Annotated in this window: 16 protein-coding genes; 6 read left to right on the top strand and 10 right to left on the bottom strand. The window is 50.2% G+C overall.

From position 1 onward, the window contains the following. Positions 1–487: 487 nt before the first annotated feature. Together UM181_01665 and UM181_01660 are read right to left on the bottom strand one after the other, a co-directional pair. A complete protein-coding gene (locus tag UM181_01665) occupies positions 488–1,783 on the bottom strand; it encodes a hydroxymethylglutaryl-CoA reductase, degradative (GenBank protein ID WQC63346.1) in 1,296 nt (431 codons plus the stop codon). 657 nt (positions 1,784–2,440) lie between these two features. Beyond that, a complete protein-coding gene (locus UM181_01660; protein ID WQC63345.1) occupies positions 2,441–3,100 on the bottom strand; it encodes a hypothetical protein in 660 nt (219 codons plus the stop codon). Between the two features lie 409 nt (positions 3,101–3,509). On the opposite strand from UM181_01660, the gene UM181_01655 reads away from it, so the two are divergent. Further along, on the top strand, positions 3,510–4,271 hold the full coding sequence (locus tag UM181_01655) for a rhomboid family intramembrane serine protease (protein ID WQC63344.1): 762 nt from the start codon (positions 3,510–3,512) through the stop codon (positions 4,269–4,271). Between the two features lie 55 nt (positions 4,272–4,326). On the opposite strand, the gene UM181_01650 is transcribed toward UM181_01655, so the two are convergent. The 6 genes from UM181_01650 to meaB form a co-directional block, all read right to left on the bottom strand. Continuing rightward, positions 4,327–5,115 carry an inositol monophosphatase family protein gene (locus UM181_01650; GenBank protein WQC63343.1) on the bottom strand — a complete coding sequence of 263 codons (789 nt, stop codon included), beginning with the start codon at positions 5,113–5,115 and terminating at the stop codon, positions 4,327–4,329. Positions 5,116–5,199: 84 nt separating this feature from the next. After that, a complete protein-coding gene (locus tag UM181_01645; protein WQC63342.1) occupies positions 5,200–5,598 on the bottom strand; it encodes a DUF2177 family protein in 399 nt (132 codons plus the stop codon). 166 nt (positions 5,599–5,764) lie between these two features. Then, positions 5,765–6,223, bottom strand: coding sequence for a copper chaperone PCu(A)C (locus tag UM181_01640; protein ID WQC63341.1), 459 nt, complete (start codon positions 6,221–6,223; stop codon positions 5,765–5,767). A gap of 28 nt (positions 6,224–6,251) precedes the next feature. Continuing rightward, positions 6,252–6,530, bottom strand: a complete 279-nt coding sequence (locus tag UM181_01635) for a hypothetical protein (GenBank protein ID WQC63340.1) — start codon at positions 6,528–6,530, stop codon at positions 6,252–6,254. Positions 6,531–6,714: 184 nt separating this feature from the next. Next, entirely contained in the window at positions 6,715–7,005 is a 291-nt protein-coding gene (rpmB, locus tag UM181_01630; protein ID WQC63339.1) for a 50S ribosomal protein L28, read from the bottom strand. Between the two features lie 233 nt (positions 7,006–7,238). Further along, the gene (meaB, locus tag UM181_01625; GenBank protein ID WQC63338.1) at positions 7,239–8,222 is read right to left on the bottom strand and encodes a methylmalonyl Co-A mutase-associated GTPase MeaB; all 984 of its coding nucleotides are present in this window, start codon (positions 8,220–8,222) and stop codon (positions 7,239–7,241) included. A gap of 103 nt (positions 8,223–8,325) precedes the next feature. Here meaB and UM181_01620 point away from each other — a divergent pair, with 103 nt between their 5' ends. The 3 genes from UM181_01620 (at position 8,326) to UM181_01610 (ending at position 12,106) form a co-directional block, all read left to right on the top strand. Continuing rightward, positions 8,326–9,057: a DUF3108 domain-containing protein gene (locus UM181_01620; protein WQC63337.1), complete on the top strand. Its 732-nt coding sequence runs from the start codon at positions 8,326–8,328 to the stop codon at positions 9,055–9,057. After that, positions 9,044–11,506 (top strand): ATP-dependent helicase HrpB, encoded by a 2,463-nt coding sequence (gene hrpB, locus UM181_01615; protein WQC63336.1) that lies wholly within the window; start codon positions 9,044–9,046, stop codon positions 11,504–11,506. The genes UM181_01620 and hrpB overlap by 14 nt, the downstream gene beginning before the upstream one ends. Before the next feature lie 144 nt (positions 11,507–11,650). Next, the gene (locus UM181_01610; protein WQC63335.1) at positions 11,651–12,106 is read left to right on the top strand and encodes an NUDIX hydrolase; all 456 of its coding nucleotides are present in this window, start codon (positions 11,651–11,653) and stop codon (positions 12,104–12,106) included. On the opposite strand, the gene truA is transcribed toward UM181_01610, so the two are convergent. Both truA and UM181_01600 read right to left on the bottom strand, forming a co-directional pair. Further along, positions 12,103–12,867 (bottom strand): tRNA pseudouridine(38-40) synthase TruA, encoded by a 765-nt coding sequence (truA, locus tag UM181_01605; GenBank protein WQC63334.1) that lies wholly within the window; start codon positions 12,865–12,867, stop codon positions 12,103–12,105. The genes UM181_01610 and truA overlap by 4 nt on opposite strands. Before the next feature lie 108 nt (positions 12,868–12,975). After that, complete coding sequence (locus UM181_01600; protein ID WQC63333.1) at positions 12,976–13,470, bottom strand: N-acetyltransferase; 495 nt, start codon at positions 13,468–13,470, stop codon at positions 12,976–12,978. Between the two features lie 73 nt (positions 13,471–13,543). On the opposite strand from UM181_01600, the gene UM181_01595 reads away from it, so the two are divergent. Next, positions 13,544–14,179, top strand: coding sequence for a flavin reductase family protein (locus UM181_01595; GenBank protein ID WQC64806.1), 636 nt, complete (start codon positions 13,544–13,546; stop codon positions 14,177–14,179). Between the two features lie 179 nt (positions 14,180–14,358). Continuing rightward, positions 14,359–15,534, top strand: coding sequence for an aspartate aminotransferase family protein (locus UM181_01590; protein WQC63332.1), 1,176 nt, complete (start codon positions 14,359–14,361; stop codon positions 15,532–15,534). Positions 15,535–15,581 lie beyond the last annotated feature (47 nt).

Here is a 15,581-nt window from a genome sequence, read left to right as displayed (position 1 = left end):
AGCAAGTTGTTCTTTACAACGCCCCTTTCCGAAGGCGATGACCCGAGCGTTTGGAGCTGGGGTGCAAACTGCACAAATTTGTTAATCTTGGCATTATGTATAACAGCTATAGGTAAAATCAGGCCAAATTTTGATTGTTTAAATCAAAGCAAAGGTAAGCCGATGGCACCGGTGTTTAGCCCATCAAAGGGGGGGTAACGAATTTAACCGGCGCTGTTTTGTGACGCAGGCCGCTCTTTTAGGACGTAAATCCGCTTAAGTTCGTACAACCAATTAGATATTTTGCGCTGCGTTGCGCTTTCAGATCATGGGTTTACTTCAGCCAGAACATCCCGCATCGGTTTGCAAAGCCCAGATGGTTTGGCTGCGATAGGGTGACAAACTGCGTTACGTTCCTATCCACAGGCAGAGGTCAGTATCATGGGGTATCAGTGCACTGAATAAAGCTGTCAAAAATGAATATTTGTATAATCGAATGAAAGTTCGATTAAGGTTTTTGGGTTTTTAGAAAATGTCGGGCGGTTTCGGCGTTTATCGCCCCGTGCTCAATCATTTTCTGTGCAATTTGACTAACTTGCTCAGGGCTTGCCCCCGCCGTTATCGCAACCGTTCGCGCATGAAGGCGCATATGACCTTTTTGAATGCCCTCATCTGCAAGCGCGCGCAAAGCTGCTAGGTTTTGCGCCAAACCCACAGAGGCGATGACCTCTGCCAATTCCCCGGCGGACCCGACATTGATCAATTCTAATGCAGCTTGCGCAGCGGGGTGGGCCTTTGTTGCACCGCCAATAATACCGACGGCCATCGGAAGTTCAATTTCGCCTTTTAAATAACCCGTTGAGGTAATCGCCCATGTGCTTAATGCCGTGTATCGCCCGTTTCTTGCGGCATAGGCATGCGCTCCGGCCTCTATGGCGCGCCAATCATTTCCGGTTGCCAGAACAATAGGGTCAATACCGTTCATAATGCCTTTATTATGCGTTGCCGCGCGATAAGGATCTATTACGGCCAATGTCGCAGCCTCAACAATGCCAGTGCACAGCTCATGGCCGGTGATTTGCCCTCCGTCAAATAGGCTTACATCTAACGACACATGCGCGCGCACCAAACGCAAATCAGCAAGGTTTGACAAAATGCGCAGGCGAACTCTGCCTTGCGTAATTTCTTCGATTTTAGGCGCTATTTTTTCCGCCATTGTATTTACAGTATTGGCTCCCATCGCATCACGTACATCCACTAAGAGATGCAAAACCAGCATATTGCCCAGAGGTGTATCTTTGAAAACATGACCTTCTATTTCAAAACAGCCACCGCCCAAGGAAACCAAGACAGGATCGCACTCATTCGCGGCGGCAATCAATTGGCCGGCATGGCTTTGAATTTTTTCGAGCGCTTCTGCTGGGTCTGAAAGATCCAAGATTTGAATTTGCGCGCGCATAACCGGTCGTTCGGCATTGGCCTGAAATCCCCCACACTTGCGGGCTAATTTTGCCATATGGGAGGCAGCCGCCACGACTGAGGGCTCTTCAACCGCCATAGGGATCAAATAATCGCGATTATTGATTTTAAAATTTGTTGCAACACCAAGTGGAAGCTCGAACTTTCCAATCACATTTTCGATCATCCCATCAGCGATATGCTCTTGAAGGCTGTTTTTCCCGGCAAGATTAACCCGCGCGGTTTGTGATAATCCGGCAGCGTCAGAAACCAAAGCGCGTCTGGTTTCAATTGTTAGGTCGCGAAGGCTGGGGAGCCTTGAATATTCTGCTGATGAATCTGACATAGGCGCCCTTTCATATGCACAGAAAATCATGGCATAGCCGGTTTTGCAAATATGATGTTTCAAATTTAAGCCCGTTGAAAACGACGAAACAGCAGAGTTGAGCGTTACCATGTTAATTGCTGTTTTAAGCTCTAGGGGTAAACGGGCAAGAGCTCACATAAAAGAAACATTCATAAAGATCCGCCAAGCGAAGGCGGTCTCTATTAAGATCTGTGGGTATGATGTCGCACGGCTAGGGCAATACCCTAGCATCTTGTAGCGGCTGATAAAGTCTTAATTATTTAGGCTTTTTACATGCAAATACAACTATGTCGAAAGTGCTCAAAATCTTTAAGCAGCATATCTTGTATGTCGCAAATTCAATTTTTGGAACTATCCCTTACACCCACTCTTCAAGCTCCACTTTTGCCGCCTTTCCAAAGGTGTTTTTTGTTGAGGGTTTGAAAACAGAAAAGAAAGAGCATTGGCAAAATAAGGCGCGTATGCGCTTTCTTCGACCAGCTTGAAGTTTATCAGAAGACATATTTCAAATATTTATCTTAAGGCGTGTTTTATAGCCCTCGCATAACCAAAATTGAACTTGGTGCGATGCGATAAAGCCTATGCAATCGGATAATTAAGAGTTTCATTCTGAATCCCTACGAAAAAACCTTTGCCTCAAGCGGTTTGCGTATTTTCGAAACTAAACCCATCTTCGAATGCTTTTTGCGCGATAATATTTGGGTCAAACTGAAATTTCGATGTGATTTTGGCTAGGTGCTCAATCAATTCTTTAGGCGTTTGCATCCTATTTTCATTTTTGCGCGGCGGTAAAGAGCATTGCCCCGACTGCCCAATGGCTTGCCAAAACTTCTGAGCACCCGATGGGGTGGTAATATCCTCTAGTTGCGCGTCAATAAACTTAACTTTTGAACCGAAATAAAGCTTATAATAAGCTTGGCGTGCCGCCATTTCGTAACAATACCAAAGGGCGAGCCCAATCCCCTCAAATCGTGAAAATAATTTCGGATTGATGATTTTTTTTTGGTAGCTAGGATGAAGGTACCATTGCCAAGCCGTAGTTATATGCACAAAATCATGTCTCATTACATAACTTGCGCATTGCCGTACAATATCCCGTTTTAAAATAATTATCTTACTTTTTTCTGCCAGTTGGGTGTGAGAAATATTTTCGATCAACCCGCATTTCCCAAGCGTATGGTTTGTCTCAATATGCATGTTTGAAGTCAGCATTGAAAGTTTTCGTTTCCAAAAATTCTTTACGATTGCGTTATTCCCAGTCTCGTTGAAACTACGCATTATTTTGATATCAGGCATTCGATTGCCAAAATCTTCGATACCCAAAGGTTCATGAAGAGCGTCGCACTTAAAGTTTACGGCTAAAAAATCGGACAACCAGGCTGTACCTGTTCTGCCCGCAGAAAGCGTAAAGATTGTTTCTGGGCTCGCTTTAGTCATTATAAAGGCTCAAAAGTGAATGAAGTTTGTAAGCATTTTTTAACATCTTTGAACATAAACCTGCTGTGCTCTGTTTGCCGAAACGTTGCTCTCTAAAATACAGCCGCTGATAAGAATAGTGTACCATATTGAGGCTTCAGATAGGGTTTCTAATTGTGTTTTGCAACCGTTTAAAATAAAAAAAACGTCTCATATTTTCATGCAATATCTAGCTGTAAAAAGTTTTTATTTTATTGCCTTTTTAAACCGTATCAGTCACTTTTAGCCCATGTTTTTGCCCTTTCGAGATCACAATCCACCCAACCGAAAACCCATCGTCACCTATGGTTTGATCCTTATAAATGCAGCAATATTTTTGAGCTATTGGGGCAGTGTCGATAGCGTAAGAGCCACACAAATCACGTTTGAACATTGGGCGATGTTCCCTGAGGATATTAGCTATGGGGTGAACCTTCATAGCTTGATCAGCTCAATTTTCTTGCATGGCGGGCTGCTTCATTTGGGGGGGAATATGTTGTTTTTATACATTTATGGCGATAATTTAGAAGATGAATTGGGCCATATGCTTTTTTTAGGGTTTTACTTGGCTTGCGGCGCTTTGGCGAATGTGGCGCAGGTTTTGGCTGATCCGGCTTCGCCTATTCCTGTGGTCGGGGCGTCTGGCGCGATCGCGGGGGTGATGGGGGGGTATTTGCTGTTATTCCCAAAAGCTAAGGTTGATATTTTGGTGATTTTCGTTGTGTTTTTCCGCGTTTTTTCAATTTCCGCGTGGATCGTCCTTGGCCTTTGGTTTGCGTTACAGCTACTGAATGGCGCCACCTCCACGGCGGCCAGCAGCGGTATCGCATATTGGGCTCATATCGGTGGCTTTGCCGCCGGTCTTGTTTTGATCTTCCCTATGTTTATACGCCTTGGAGCAGCCGCATTTTGGCGTCGAACATTGGGGCATCCGCCCCATCCGGAAAAAATCTATGCTGGCTCACTTGCGCGCGTGCCACTGGTCCCCAGGAAGTCAAATACCAGCAAATAGCCATATGAGGCGTGTTGGGTTGATATTTGAAACCAGTCCCTGTGTGAGCTCTTTGTTATGCGCCCCGGATTAAAGCTGCAAATTGGTTAAATTGCAGATCGTTTGCGCATAAAATATCAGCGGTTTCGATAGGATCAGAATTCGCAGCGATGCCTTCTACTATCGCACCTGCTTCGCGCGCTATGATTACGCCGGCCGCAATGTCCCAAACGTTTAAGCGACGCTCCCAATACCCGTCATAGCGCCCTGCAGCCACATAAGCCAGATCAAGGGCTGCCGCGCCCCAGCGCCGCACGCCTGCGCAGGCGGGTAGCAATTGCGCAAGATCTTTCAGTGTTTCAGGCAAATCAGAGCGCCCTGCAAATGGCAACCCTGTTGCGTAAATGCTTTCAATCATCCGTTTGCGGCCCGAAACACGCAACCGGCTGTCATTCAACCAGGCCCCCTGGCCTTTTTCAGCTATGAACATTTCATCTTTTGTCGGATCATAGACCACGCCGGCAACAATTTGCCCTTTATGTTCCAATGCAATGGATACAGCCCAATGTGGCAGACCATGCAAAAAGTTTGTGGTGCCATCTAAAGGGTCAACAATCCAGCGCCGCGTGGGGTCTTGCCCGTCGATTGCTTCGCTTTCTTCTCCCACCCAGCCATAAGTGGGGCGGGCTGCTGTTAATTCAGCTTTGATTATCGCTTCTGCCGCAATATCTGCGCGCGATACAAAATCCCCCGCGCTCTTGCTTGAAACTTGTAAATTTTCAACCTCGGTAAAATCTTTCAGAAGCGATCTGCCAGCTTTACGGGCTGCTTTGATCATCACGTTGAGGTTTGCACTTCCTTGCATTCGCCGGGCTCCTAGATAGCTGTGCCGGCTATAAGTTTATTTGCAGGGAATGCCAAGCACCCATCCGCAGATGGGTATTCTTATCTATGTAAAATATTTTGTTACAGCCACGCCCACTGCTGCTGATGTTCCTGTTAAAACGGCACCCCAAATGACGTCAACCATCACCATTTGCGCCGTCCAACCCTTCAGGGTCGCGAAATTTGTAAACTCATAGGTTCCATAGGCCAGCGCGCCAAGAACAGCTCCGGCAAAAAACGCCTGAGCGATTGAACCAACATTCAAGGCGGGGATAGACACAAACCAGACCACGCCCACAACATAAAACAAGTAAAACACCGCTGCAGGGCCCATGCGAAGGTCTTCCAGCATCATCGGCCCGATATTCGCAGAAAAGAGAGGGTACATCACCTTTTTCAGCATAACGACGTCAAGCGCTAGAAAGACGATTGCGGTACTGATATACAACAAAATATGTATCATTTTTTCTCCTGCTCGTTGACTATACGCTTGTTGACTTACATTGGATCATGAAGCGCAGAAAAATCACTGCCCAATAAAGCCTCTCTATAGAGAACGACGATATCGAAAAGCGGCCGTGATACGTTTTGCCTTGGTGTTCGCTTGGTTGAAGCGATGATTGAAGGCTTTAATGGGAATGTGCTGCGTCAGAGCGATTTAAGTCGACTGGGACGTCAAGCGTCATTTCGCCGGCCTTCTCAAAAGTTAAGACGATAGAAATCAGATCACCCTGGTGCCAGCTGTTGTGCAACCCCATCAGCATGATGTGATCTGCACCACGTTTAAGCATGGCTATTTTGCCTGCTTCAATCACAAACCCGCCGATGACGGGTCGCATTTTCATCACCCCATCCGAAGATTGTATATGAGTGTGTAATTCGGCTTTCTGCGCCGCGGTTGACGCAACGCTGACGAGCCGATCATCGGCCGTGCCGTGATTATGGATCATCATGAAAATTCCGCCCGCTTTTGACGAGGGGGTTGCGCGATACGCGTAAGCATCTTTAACCATAATCGTATCGGCGGATAGCAATGCTGGCAGGCCGCAGAGCATGATAGCTGCAAAAAAGGATCTTATTAGGGTCATTTCCAGTCTCTCTTTGTTCGGTCAAAATTTATAAAGATGTGGTTTTGACCTGAGAGGGTGGGGCACGTAGCCGAATAGAGTAAACGGATTTTTGGTAAACATCCTGCTGTCTTAAGGTCTCGGCATAATGCCCGGCGGCTGGCGTTGTTAAGGCAACGCCGCGGATCATATCTGCATCTATGGGATTCAGGCAAGAACATTCAGGGCAGGCGGTCTCATCTGAGATCGGTGCGCCATGGGCATCCACAGCAAGGAAAAAAGACGCATCTCCACTGCAAATAACCACATGTCCTGCGATGTCTTGCATCAAAACGCTGCGCGCAGATATTTGCCCGCTAGATAATAGTGCTGCTACCAGCAGGCAAAAACCACACAATACCCTGAACCGTATCTTCGAACGATAGGGTGTGTTTTTCACCTAAAAAACCCTCGTCAGGCGTTGGTGTCTAGACCGGCATTATCCACAAAAACGCCAATGCGTTGGTTTGATGTTACGCTGCGGCCGTTTGGGCCTTGGCGATTTCTTTTTTCAATTTCAACGCGTTTGTTGACAATTCGTCATCTTTAGCTTTTGCCAAAAATTGATCTAAGCCGCCACGGTGATCAACAGAGCGCAATGCGGCTGCTGAAATGCGGAATTTAAAACCGCGATTTAAAACTTCAGACTGCAAGGTCACGTCGTTCAGATTTGGCAAAAAGCGGCGCTTGGTTTTGTTATTGGCATGGCTGACATTGTTACCAGACATCGGGCCTTTTCCTGTAAACTCGCAACGACGTGCCATTTCTCAATCCTCTTGCTTCTGCTTAATGCGCATTTTGCGCCAATTCCACCACTTAAGGGCAGCATGCCACAGGCAGGCCCAAAACTTGAAATGCGGTATTAGGGGCATTGAACCGGCGCGTCAAGCGCCTGACGCCTTGAAAAAGCCGAGTGGGTTCGAAAACCGCCCTAAATTTCCCACTGCAAGTGCCAAGGCGCGATCGCTGCGGTTTTACAACCGCCCAAACATTCGAATCACTCACGTCGGCTAAGGTGTTTCAAAATCTGTTCCGCTGCACGCGCTGGAGAAAGCTCTCCGGCTTCAACTTGCAGGCCCAGACGGTCGATTTCATTTTTAATTTCTTGTCGGTTCAAAACGTCTAAGGCGCCTTGCTTGACGTCTTCCTCAAACCAAAATCGTGCCTGTTGGGCGCGCCGGCCTGCAAAATGGCCATTGGCTTTGCGCCAATTAGTCAGCTCAAGCACCGCTTGCCAAGCCGCTTCAAGTCCCAAAAGCGTTAAGGCAGATACGGTCATCGCCATCGGAAAGTTTGAAGGATCTTGAGGGCGCTTTCGCAGCAACCGCAAGGCACTGGAATAATCTGCGCAGGTGCGATTTGCCGCTGTGCTCAGCTCTCCATCGGCTTTATTCACCAAAATAATATCGGCCATTTCCATGATGCCACGTTTTACGCCCTGTAATTCATCGCCACCGGCCGGAGCCAAAAGCAGCAAAAAAATATCCGACATTTCCGACACGATCGTTTCCGATTGCCCCACCCCAACGGTTTCAATGAACACAACATCAAACCCGGCGGCCTCGCAGAGCGCCACAGCATCGCGGCTGCGCCGCGTGACCCCTCCCAAATGGGATTGGCTGGGAGAGGGGCGGATAAAGGCCATTGGGTCGCGCGACAACCGATCCATTCTGGTTTTATCCCCCAAAATCGAGCCACCTGAACGCAGCGAGCTGGGATCAACCGCCAGCACCGCCACTTTCAAACCGCGCGCGGTGAGCAAGCTGCCAAAGGCTTCTATAAAGGTCGATTTTCCCACACCCGGCGTGCCTGATAACCCGATACGCAAGGCGCGTTTGGGATGTTTCTGGAGCGTTTGTATCAAAGCAATCGATTGCTCGCGGTGATCACTGCGCTGGCTTTCAACCAGTGTAATCCCGCGTGCCAGGGCGCGGCGATCCTGCTGTAGGATTTGATGCGCTAGCTGATCGATATCGGTCATTGAGGGTTTTAACTTTCTACGAGCAGGGGTTGGTGTTTCACGTCTTTGGCAGTATGGTTTTGACGCGAACTCGTAAGAAAAGTCCAGCGGAGCCTTTCTAAAAATGCATTTTTTTAAAACGCTGGTAGCCTTTTTTCTATACATCTTTATCGCTGTGCCAAGTTTTTCGGCAACGTTAGGAGCGGTTGAAGGCGAAGAAACGCATCGCTTTGACGTGTTTCTTTTGGGCATCAAGGCGGGTGAACTTCGCTATCATAAAAGCGTGAAAGGCACCGCTTATTCGGCACAAACGGTGTTGGAAACAACTGGTTTGGTGGCGTTGCTAGCCCCCTACATGTTTCAGGCAGAGGTAACGGGACAGCGCTTGAAAAACCGGTATCTTCCGCAAAGTTATGTGGAAATATCCAATACTGGCAAGCGTATAACCAACAAAACAATGCGCTATGAAAATCAACGCCCAACGCTTTTGGCAGCTGGAGAGCGGAAAAAATACTGGTTGAAACCCGCCGACCAAAAGGGCACGCTTGACCCGCTTTCGGCGCTGCTTGCTTTGCTTGATGACGCGGTGAGCTCTCAGTTGTGTAACGCCGATTTGCCAGTATTTGATGGGGAAAGACGGGTTTTGCTCTCCTTATCGGGGCCCACAAAACTTCCAGAGGATGGATTGACCTGCCAAGGGATTTACACACGTCTAGGCGGGTTTTCCAAACAGGAACTGGCGGATGGAATCACATTCCCCTTTTACATAAATTACCACCCCATTGACGCTGGTTATAGGGTTACGAAATTCAGCTTCAGCACATTGCGTGGAACGGCGACCTTTGAGCGCCGTTAAATTCAATCCGAACCCCGCTTTGCCGATTACAAAAGTGATCCCAGAGCTGCTTGGGGCAATCGAACGCAGTTCTAAACTGATCTTAACCGCGCCGCCCGGAGCTGGTAAAACCACCATAGTGCCGCTGGTCTTGTTGGCAGCGGGTAAAATTAAAGGCCGGATTATTGTGTTGGAGCCCCGCCGTCTGGCGGCCCGCGCCGCTGCAGAGCGCATGGCCCAAAGCCTGAATGAGGCGGCTGGCGATACGGTGGGGTATCGTATGCGAGGCCAGCAAAAAACCTCGACCCAGACGCGTATCGAGGTGGTGACCGAAGGCATTTTAACCCGAATGTTGCAAAGTGATCCTGAATTAACGGGCATCGGTGCCGTAATTTTTGATGAGTTTCACGAGCGGTCTTTGAATGCAGATCTGGGTTTGGCCTTGTGTTTGGAAGCGGCCAGTGCGTTTCGCGAAGATCTGCGTATTCTTGTGATGTCGGCTACATTGGATGTCGCGCCGCTGGTCACGCTGATGCAGCATCCCCCGGTAATCGCAGCCGAGGGGCGTAGTTTTCCAGTCGCGCCAATTTGGCTAGACCGACCGCTTCCAAAATTAATTAAATTCGAAACTGCAATCTGCGATTTGGTCTTACAAGCGTTGCCGCAGACCAGCGGTGCGGTTTTGGTGTTCTTGCCTGGTGAGCGTGAAATTCACAAAACCGCTGCTTTGTTAAAGTCTAATTTGCCCAGAAGTTGCACAGTGAATACTTTATTCGGCGCGATGCGGTTTGAAGATCAGAAAGCAGCGCTGGCGCCGGCCTTGGACACGCGAAAAATTATATTGGCCACGGCGATTGCGGAAACCTCTCTCACGATTGAGGGCATTCGCGTTGTCGTCGATGGAGGCTTGGCCCGACGCGCTCAATATGATCCGGGTTCGGGCATGTCCCGCTTGATTACCCAGCGGGCGAGCAAGGCCGAAGCCACGCAGCGCCAGGGCCGCGCTGGGCGCCTTGACAGCGGATGGTGTTACAAATTGTGGTCAAAAGCGGAAGAGGGCGCTATGGCCGCTTTTGCCCCGCCGGAGATAAGTTCAGCAGATCTGGCACCTCTCGCGATTGAGCTGGCCATGTGGGGTGCCAGTCCGGATGACTTGCCGTTGCTGACACAGCCCAACCCGAAGGCGTTTGCCGAAGCGCAGGACCTGTTAATGGTGCTTGGTGCCTTAACGCCTTCCAAGCGACTGACCGCCCATGGCAAGGCGATGGCGCGGTTGCCAATGCATCCGCGTGCTGCGCATATGGTGCGCAAAGCCGGCAATGCGGCTGCGCCAATCGCCAGTTTGCTTGCCGAAAAGGATCCTCTAAGCCGCGACGCGCCAAGCGATATCAGCCTGCGCCTCGAAGCCCTGCGCGATCTTGCTAAATTTAAGCAAAACAGGCCCTATGATGTAAAGATGCAAACCTTAAGCAGCATCAAGGCTGAAACCAAGCGCGTGCAAAAGCAGATCGGTCATCAGGCAGAGCCGCTCAGCGACGCTCAAATGATCGCGCTTGCCTATCCAGACCGGATCGGGTTGCGGCGTAAAGGCGGCGCGCCACGATTTTTGCTATCAGGTGGCAAAGGGGCAATTTTAAATGCAGAGGACCCTTTAAGTTCGCAGCGTCTATTGGTTGCTGCAGATTTAGATGGCAATCCAAAAGAAGCTAAAATTCGCGCAGCCATTGCGCTCTCAGAAGCCGAGTTGCGCAGCCTCTTTGCCGATCAAATCGAGTGGAAACAAAGCTGTTTGTGGTCTAAGCGCGAAGCGCGTGTTGTAGCACGCAAAATCGAATATTTTGGTGCGCTTGCGCTTACCGAGCAGATTTGGAACGATGCGCCCGAACTGGATATTGCGCGTGCTATGTTAGAGGGGGTGCGCGAGATCGGGTTTGAGTATGCGCCCGCGGCGCGGCGCTTTATCAGCCGCGTGAACTTGGTGGGGCGCAACATGCCAGATTTTTCAGAGGCAGCGCTGATGGAAGGCTTGGAACGTTGGTTGCTGCCATATCTTGGCAAGATTAAAAATGCCGAAAGCTGGAAAAACTTTGATATCCTGCCAGCTTTACAGGCCCAGCTTTCATGGGAGCAAACGGCAGAGCTTGATCGCTTGGCTCCCGCGCATTTCGTGACCCCGCTTAACCGCAAAGTGGCGATTGATTACAGCTCAGGGGTTCCTGAAATTGCCGTGCGGTTGCAGGAAATGTTTGGGCAAACCAGCCATCCTAATATTGCGGGAAACCCGCTTAAAATCACGCTGCTCTCGCCCGCTAAGCGGCCGTTGCAAACCACAATGGATCTGCCTGGTTTTTGGCGCAGCAGTTATCTGGACGTGCGCAAAGACATGCGCGGGCGCTATCCCAAGCATCCTTGGCCTGAAAACCCGGCGCAAGCCCTGCCGAGCCTGCATAAAAAACGGTCTCCAAAATAGCGCCAAAGCGCGGCACAGTCCAGATTATGGCCGCTTTCACCCTTGGTTTAAAATCGGCTGTTTAAACCAAGGGTTTTAAGAAAGCCTGATCCAACCGTCTAAGCCGCCTTTAAACATCATGCGGAAAAGCCTATCCTCGCCTTTATGAACAATTCTGAAGACAAGGCGCATAGGCAGCAGCAAGCGGCGGCTTTATGTTTAAAGCATCGTAAAGGCAAATTATCGGTCTTGATGATTACCAGCCGAAAAACCAAACGCTGGATTTTGCCAAAGGGCTGGCTGGAAGAGGATAAAACCGAGGCCGAAGTTGCTCTGATGGAAGCCTGGGAAGAGGCCGGGGTTATAGCAGATCCAACATCTCCGGCGTTGATCGGCTCTTATCACTACGTCAAACGCCTGCGCGGCGCGCAGGAAGTGCCCCTTGAGGTCAATGTTTACCGAATTGCCCCTTGTACATTAGCAAAGCGCTATCCTGAGAAAAAACAACGGCAACGCAAATGGGTCTCGCTGAAAAAAGCTGCTAAAATGGTGGATGAGCAAAGTTTAAAGCGATTGCTTTTGGCGCAGATTGAAAGCGATGAAGGCAATGCTGGAGATTAAAAAGGATTTTGTGGGTATTTTACCGAGTGTAAATACAACCCCTGAGGCGGGCTGACCGGACCGCAGGCGGCGCGCGACCGCGCCTCAAGCGCTTGCTTGACTTGAGCGGGTGACCAAGCGCCCACGCCAACGCGCTCTAACGTGCCAATGAAGCTGCGCACCTGATTGTGTAGAAAACTGCGAGCCTCGACGGTGAAATGGAATTCGCATCCAAAGGGTAAATCGATCTGTTCAATCTGCAGCCGGTCTAAGGTTTTTAGCGGGCTTTGCGCCTGACACATGCTGGATCTGAAGGTTGTAAAATCATGCAAGCCGATCAAATGCTGCGCGGCCTCTTGCATGGGCTGTAAATGCAAATCCTGGCGTACTTGCCACACCAATCCCGCATTATGCACGGCGGGCGCACGCCGCGAGAGAAGCTTGAAAACATATTTGCGCCCGATGGCCGAAAATCGTGCGTGCCAATCAGCCGCCACTTCGGCGCAAGCGGTGATCGAAACCGGCTGTGGTTTGAGGTGAAAGTTTAACGCTTCGCTCAAACGAAAGGGATCCCAGCGGGTGGATAAATCGCAATGCGCAACCTGTCCGATTGCGTGAACGCCCGTATCCGTGCGCCCAGCACCAGCCACCTCCTGCAGCCCAGGGGCAAGTTTTCGCAGGGCTGTTTCTAGCGCCTCTTGAACCGAGGGTTGATCAGCTTGGCGCTGCCATCCACAAAAAGGCGCGCCATGATATTCAATTTTGAAAGCGTAACGAGGCATGCGCGCGCTCTAAAGCAAAATATAAGATTAGAAAAGCACTTCAAACCAAATCATAACTGTTTGCAAATGTACCGCCTTGCTTACCCGCATGCTGTTGGGCTGCGCATCTTAGCGCGTAAACCCGGGTTTTTCGACCGGCCCGGAGATCGTGTTCCATGCATTTTTAGACAATGAGATGCCCAAGATCCGGTTTGGATTGGTGGGCGGCGGCATATGAACATTTTGAAGCGTTGAAAACCCAAATCTTTCATAATAGGGCGCGTCACCGATCAGCATTACCCGCTGGTGACCCATGTCCTGCGCGATCTTCAGGCTTTCACGAATCAAAAAGCCCCCCAACCCTTCGCCTTGTCGGGTGGGATGCACCGCCACTGGGCCCAATAACAGCGCTGGTTGCTGGGCGATATTGACGGGCCAATATCGAATGGCCCCGCCAAGCGCGCCAGTTTCGTCACGGATCAAAAAGCATAAGGCCGCCACTGGGGTTGCATCATCGCGCAGGCGATAAGATGACAAGGCTTCGCGGCCGGGCGCAAAGCATAGGTCAAACAAAGCTTCGACCTCCCACCAATCTGCGGGCGTTTCTGGCGTTAAATCAAGCACGGCTCATATTCCACTTTGCGCTGGAATTGGGCTTAACATGAGGATAAGTCAGGATCAAACAGGAGAGAGAGCTATATTTTACGAACCCGAACAAGGCCATGGCCTGCCTTATAACCCTTTCAATGCCATCGTGACGCCCCGGCCAATTGGCTGGATTTCAACCCGCGATGCACAAGGGCGTGATAACCTTGCCCCTTATTCATTTTTCAACGCCGTGGCCTATGTGCCCCCACAGGTGATGTTTGCCTCAACGGGGGAAAAGCCGGATCAAAATGGCACCAAAGACAGCGTTGCGAATATCCGGGAAACCGGCGTTTTTTGCGTGAATATTGTTGAACATGCGATGATCGAGCAAATGAATGCAAGCGCTGCCACTTTGCCCTATGATACCGATGAATATGAACAAGCCGGGCTACAGCAGATCGCGTGTAATATCATAAATTGCGCGCGCGTTGCCGGCGCGCCTGCAGCGCTAGAATGTAAGCTGACGCAAATTGTTAACCTGTCCGGCGCGGCTAATTTTGCCGTGTTTGGAGAAGTGATTGGTGTGCATATGCGGGAGGATTGTATCGAAAATGGCCTGTTTGATGTCACGAAATTCAAGCCTTTAACGCGTTTGGGGTATCGGGATTATGCAATCATTGAAGAGACGTTTGAATTGGCCCGTCCAGATGAAGGCAAAAATCCCAATATCAAGCCAAGGGTATAATGTGCCTTGCACCACTGCCCGAATTCTGTTTTTTGGTTTTTATGAGATATCGTGCGCTTAAAAGCCGGCTCCGACGCGGCTAATCCTTTGTTTTGTGTCCGCGGCCCCTTTGCGCGTGATGCTCTTTGCCCGGCCTAAGGCCATTTCAGATAATTCGCTTTTCAAGGACAGATCCCGTTATGATCCCCTCAATTTTGCCAACTTACGCGCGCGCACCTTTCAGTTTCACCAAAGGCGAAGGCACCTGGCTGATCGAAGAAGATGGCCGCAGATTTTTGGATTTGGGCGCTGGCATTGCCGTGAATGCGCTGGGCCATGCGCATCCGAGCCTTGTTGCGGCCCTAACCGAGCAAGCGCAAAACCTTTGGCATGTGTCGAACCTATATACTATCCCCCAGCAAACGGAGCTGGCGGATCAACTTGTGGCGCAGAGTTTTGCCGATACGGTGTTTTTCACGAATTCGGGCACCGAAAGCTGCGAGCTTGCCGTCAAAATGGCGCGTAAATATTGGTTCGAAAAAGGCCAGTCAGACCGCGTTGAGATTATCACCTTCTCGGGATCTTTTCATGGCCGCTCTTCGGCGGGTATCGCGGCGGCGGGGTCAGAAAAAATGACCAAAGGTTTTGGCCCGCTTCTGCCGGGATTTGTGCATCTTGATTGGGCCGATCACGCCGCGATTGATGCCGCTATTACGGCAAAAACTGCGGCGATTTTGATTGAGCCGATTCAAGGTGAAGGCGGTATTCGCCCTGTGCCGGATGCTTGCTTGAAAGGCTTAAGAGAGCTTTGTGACCGCCATAATCTGCTGCTAATTTTTGACGAAGTGCAATGCGGTATTGGCCGCAGTGGTAAGTTGTTCGCCCATGAATGGGCGGGCGTTGCCCCCGATATTATGATGGTCGCAAAAGGCATTGGTGGCGGATTTCCTTTGGGGGCTGTTTTGGCCAGTGAAGCGGCGGCGTTGGGCATGGGCGCGGGCACGCATGGATCAACTTATGGCGGAAATCCGTTGGCCTGCGCCGTTGGATGCGCGGTTTTGACAAGCGTCGCTGATGAGGCTTTTTTGGCTGAGGTGCGCCGGAAGTCAGCGTTGTTCAAACAAAAACTGGGGGGGCTGATCGCGGCCCATCCGGATGTGTTTGAAAGTCTGCGCGGGGAAGGTTTGATGCTGGGCTTAAAATGTAAATGCGCAAATACAGATTTGGTGGCGGCCGGCTATGAGGCATTGGTTATCACCGTTCCGGCTGCGGATAATGTGGTCCGTTTGTTACCGCCGCTAAACATCACGGATGATGAGATAGAGCTTGCAATCGCGCGGCTTGATCAGGCGGCGCAACGCTTGAAACCAAAATAATTTTAACGATGCGCTTGAAGCTTTGCCGCCCATAGGGCAGGTTGCGC

Source organism: Alphaproteobacteria bacterium US3C007 (assembly GCA_034423775.1).
Taxonomy (GTDB): domain Bacteria; phylum Pseudomonadota; class Alphaproteobacteria; order Rhodobacterales; family Rhodobacteraceae; genus Thalassovivens; species Thalassovivens spotae.
The sequence above is the reverse complement of the archived record's forward strand: the minus strand, read 5'-3'. Positions and strand labels throughout refer to the sequence as shown.

What these genes read in the sequence shown, in the direction of transcription:
- UM181_01665 (WQC63346.1), bottom strand. Translation starts at nt 1,783, where the DNA reads ATGTCAGATTCATCAGCAGAATATTCAAGGCTCCCCAGCCTTCGCGAC.
- UM181_01660 (WQC63345.1), bottom strand. Translation starts at nt 3,100, where the DNA reads ATGCCTGATATCAAAATAATGCGTAGTTTCAACGAGACTGGGAATAAC.
- UM181_01655 (WQC63344.1), top strand. Translation starts at nt 3,510, where the DNA reads ATGTTTTTGCCCTTTCGAGATCACAATCCACCCAACCGAAAACCCATC.
- UM181_01650 (WQC63343.1), bottom strand. Translation starts at nt 5,115, where the DNA reads ATGCAAGGAAGTGCAAACCTCAACGTGATGATCAAAGCAGCCCGTAAA.
- UM181_01645 (WQC63342.1), bottom strand. Translation starts at nt 5,598, where the DNA reads ATGATACATATTTTGTTGTATATCAGTACCGCAATCGTCTTTCTAGCG.
- UM181_01640 (WQC63341.1), bottom strand. Translation starts at nt 6,223, where the DNA reads ATGACCCTAATAAGATCCTTTTTTGCAGCTATCATGCTCTGCGGCCTG.
- UM181_01635 (WQC63340.1), bottom strand. Translation starts at nt 6,530, where the DNA reads ATGCAAGACATCGCAGGACATGTGGTTATTTGCAGTGGAGATGCGTCT.
- rpmB (WQC63339.1), bottom strand. Translation starts at nt 7,005, where the DNA reads ATGGCACGTCGTTGCGAGTTTACAGGAAAAGGCCCGATGTCTGGTAAC.
- meaB (WQC63338.1), bottom strand. Translation starts at nt 8,222, where the DNA reads ATGACCGATATCGATCAGCTAGCGCATCAAATCCTACAGCAGGATCGC.
- UM181_01620 (WQC63337.1), top strand. Translation starts at nt 8,326, where the DNA reads ATGCATTTTTTTAAAACGCTGGTAGCCTTTTTTCTATACATCTTTATC.
- UM181_01610 (WQC63335.1), top strand. Translation starts at nt 11,651, where the DNA reads ATGAACAATTCTGAAGACAAGGCGCATAGGCAGCAGCAAGCGGCGGCT.
- truA (WQC63334.1), bottom strand. Translation starts at nt 12,867, where the DNA reads ATGCCTCGTTACGCTTTCAAAATTGAATATCATGGCGCGCCTTTTTGT.
- UM181_01590 (WQC63332.1), top strand. Translation starts at nt 14,359, where the DNA reads ATGATCCCCTCAATTTTGCCAACTTACGCGCGCGCACCTTTCAGTTTC.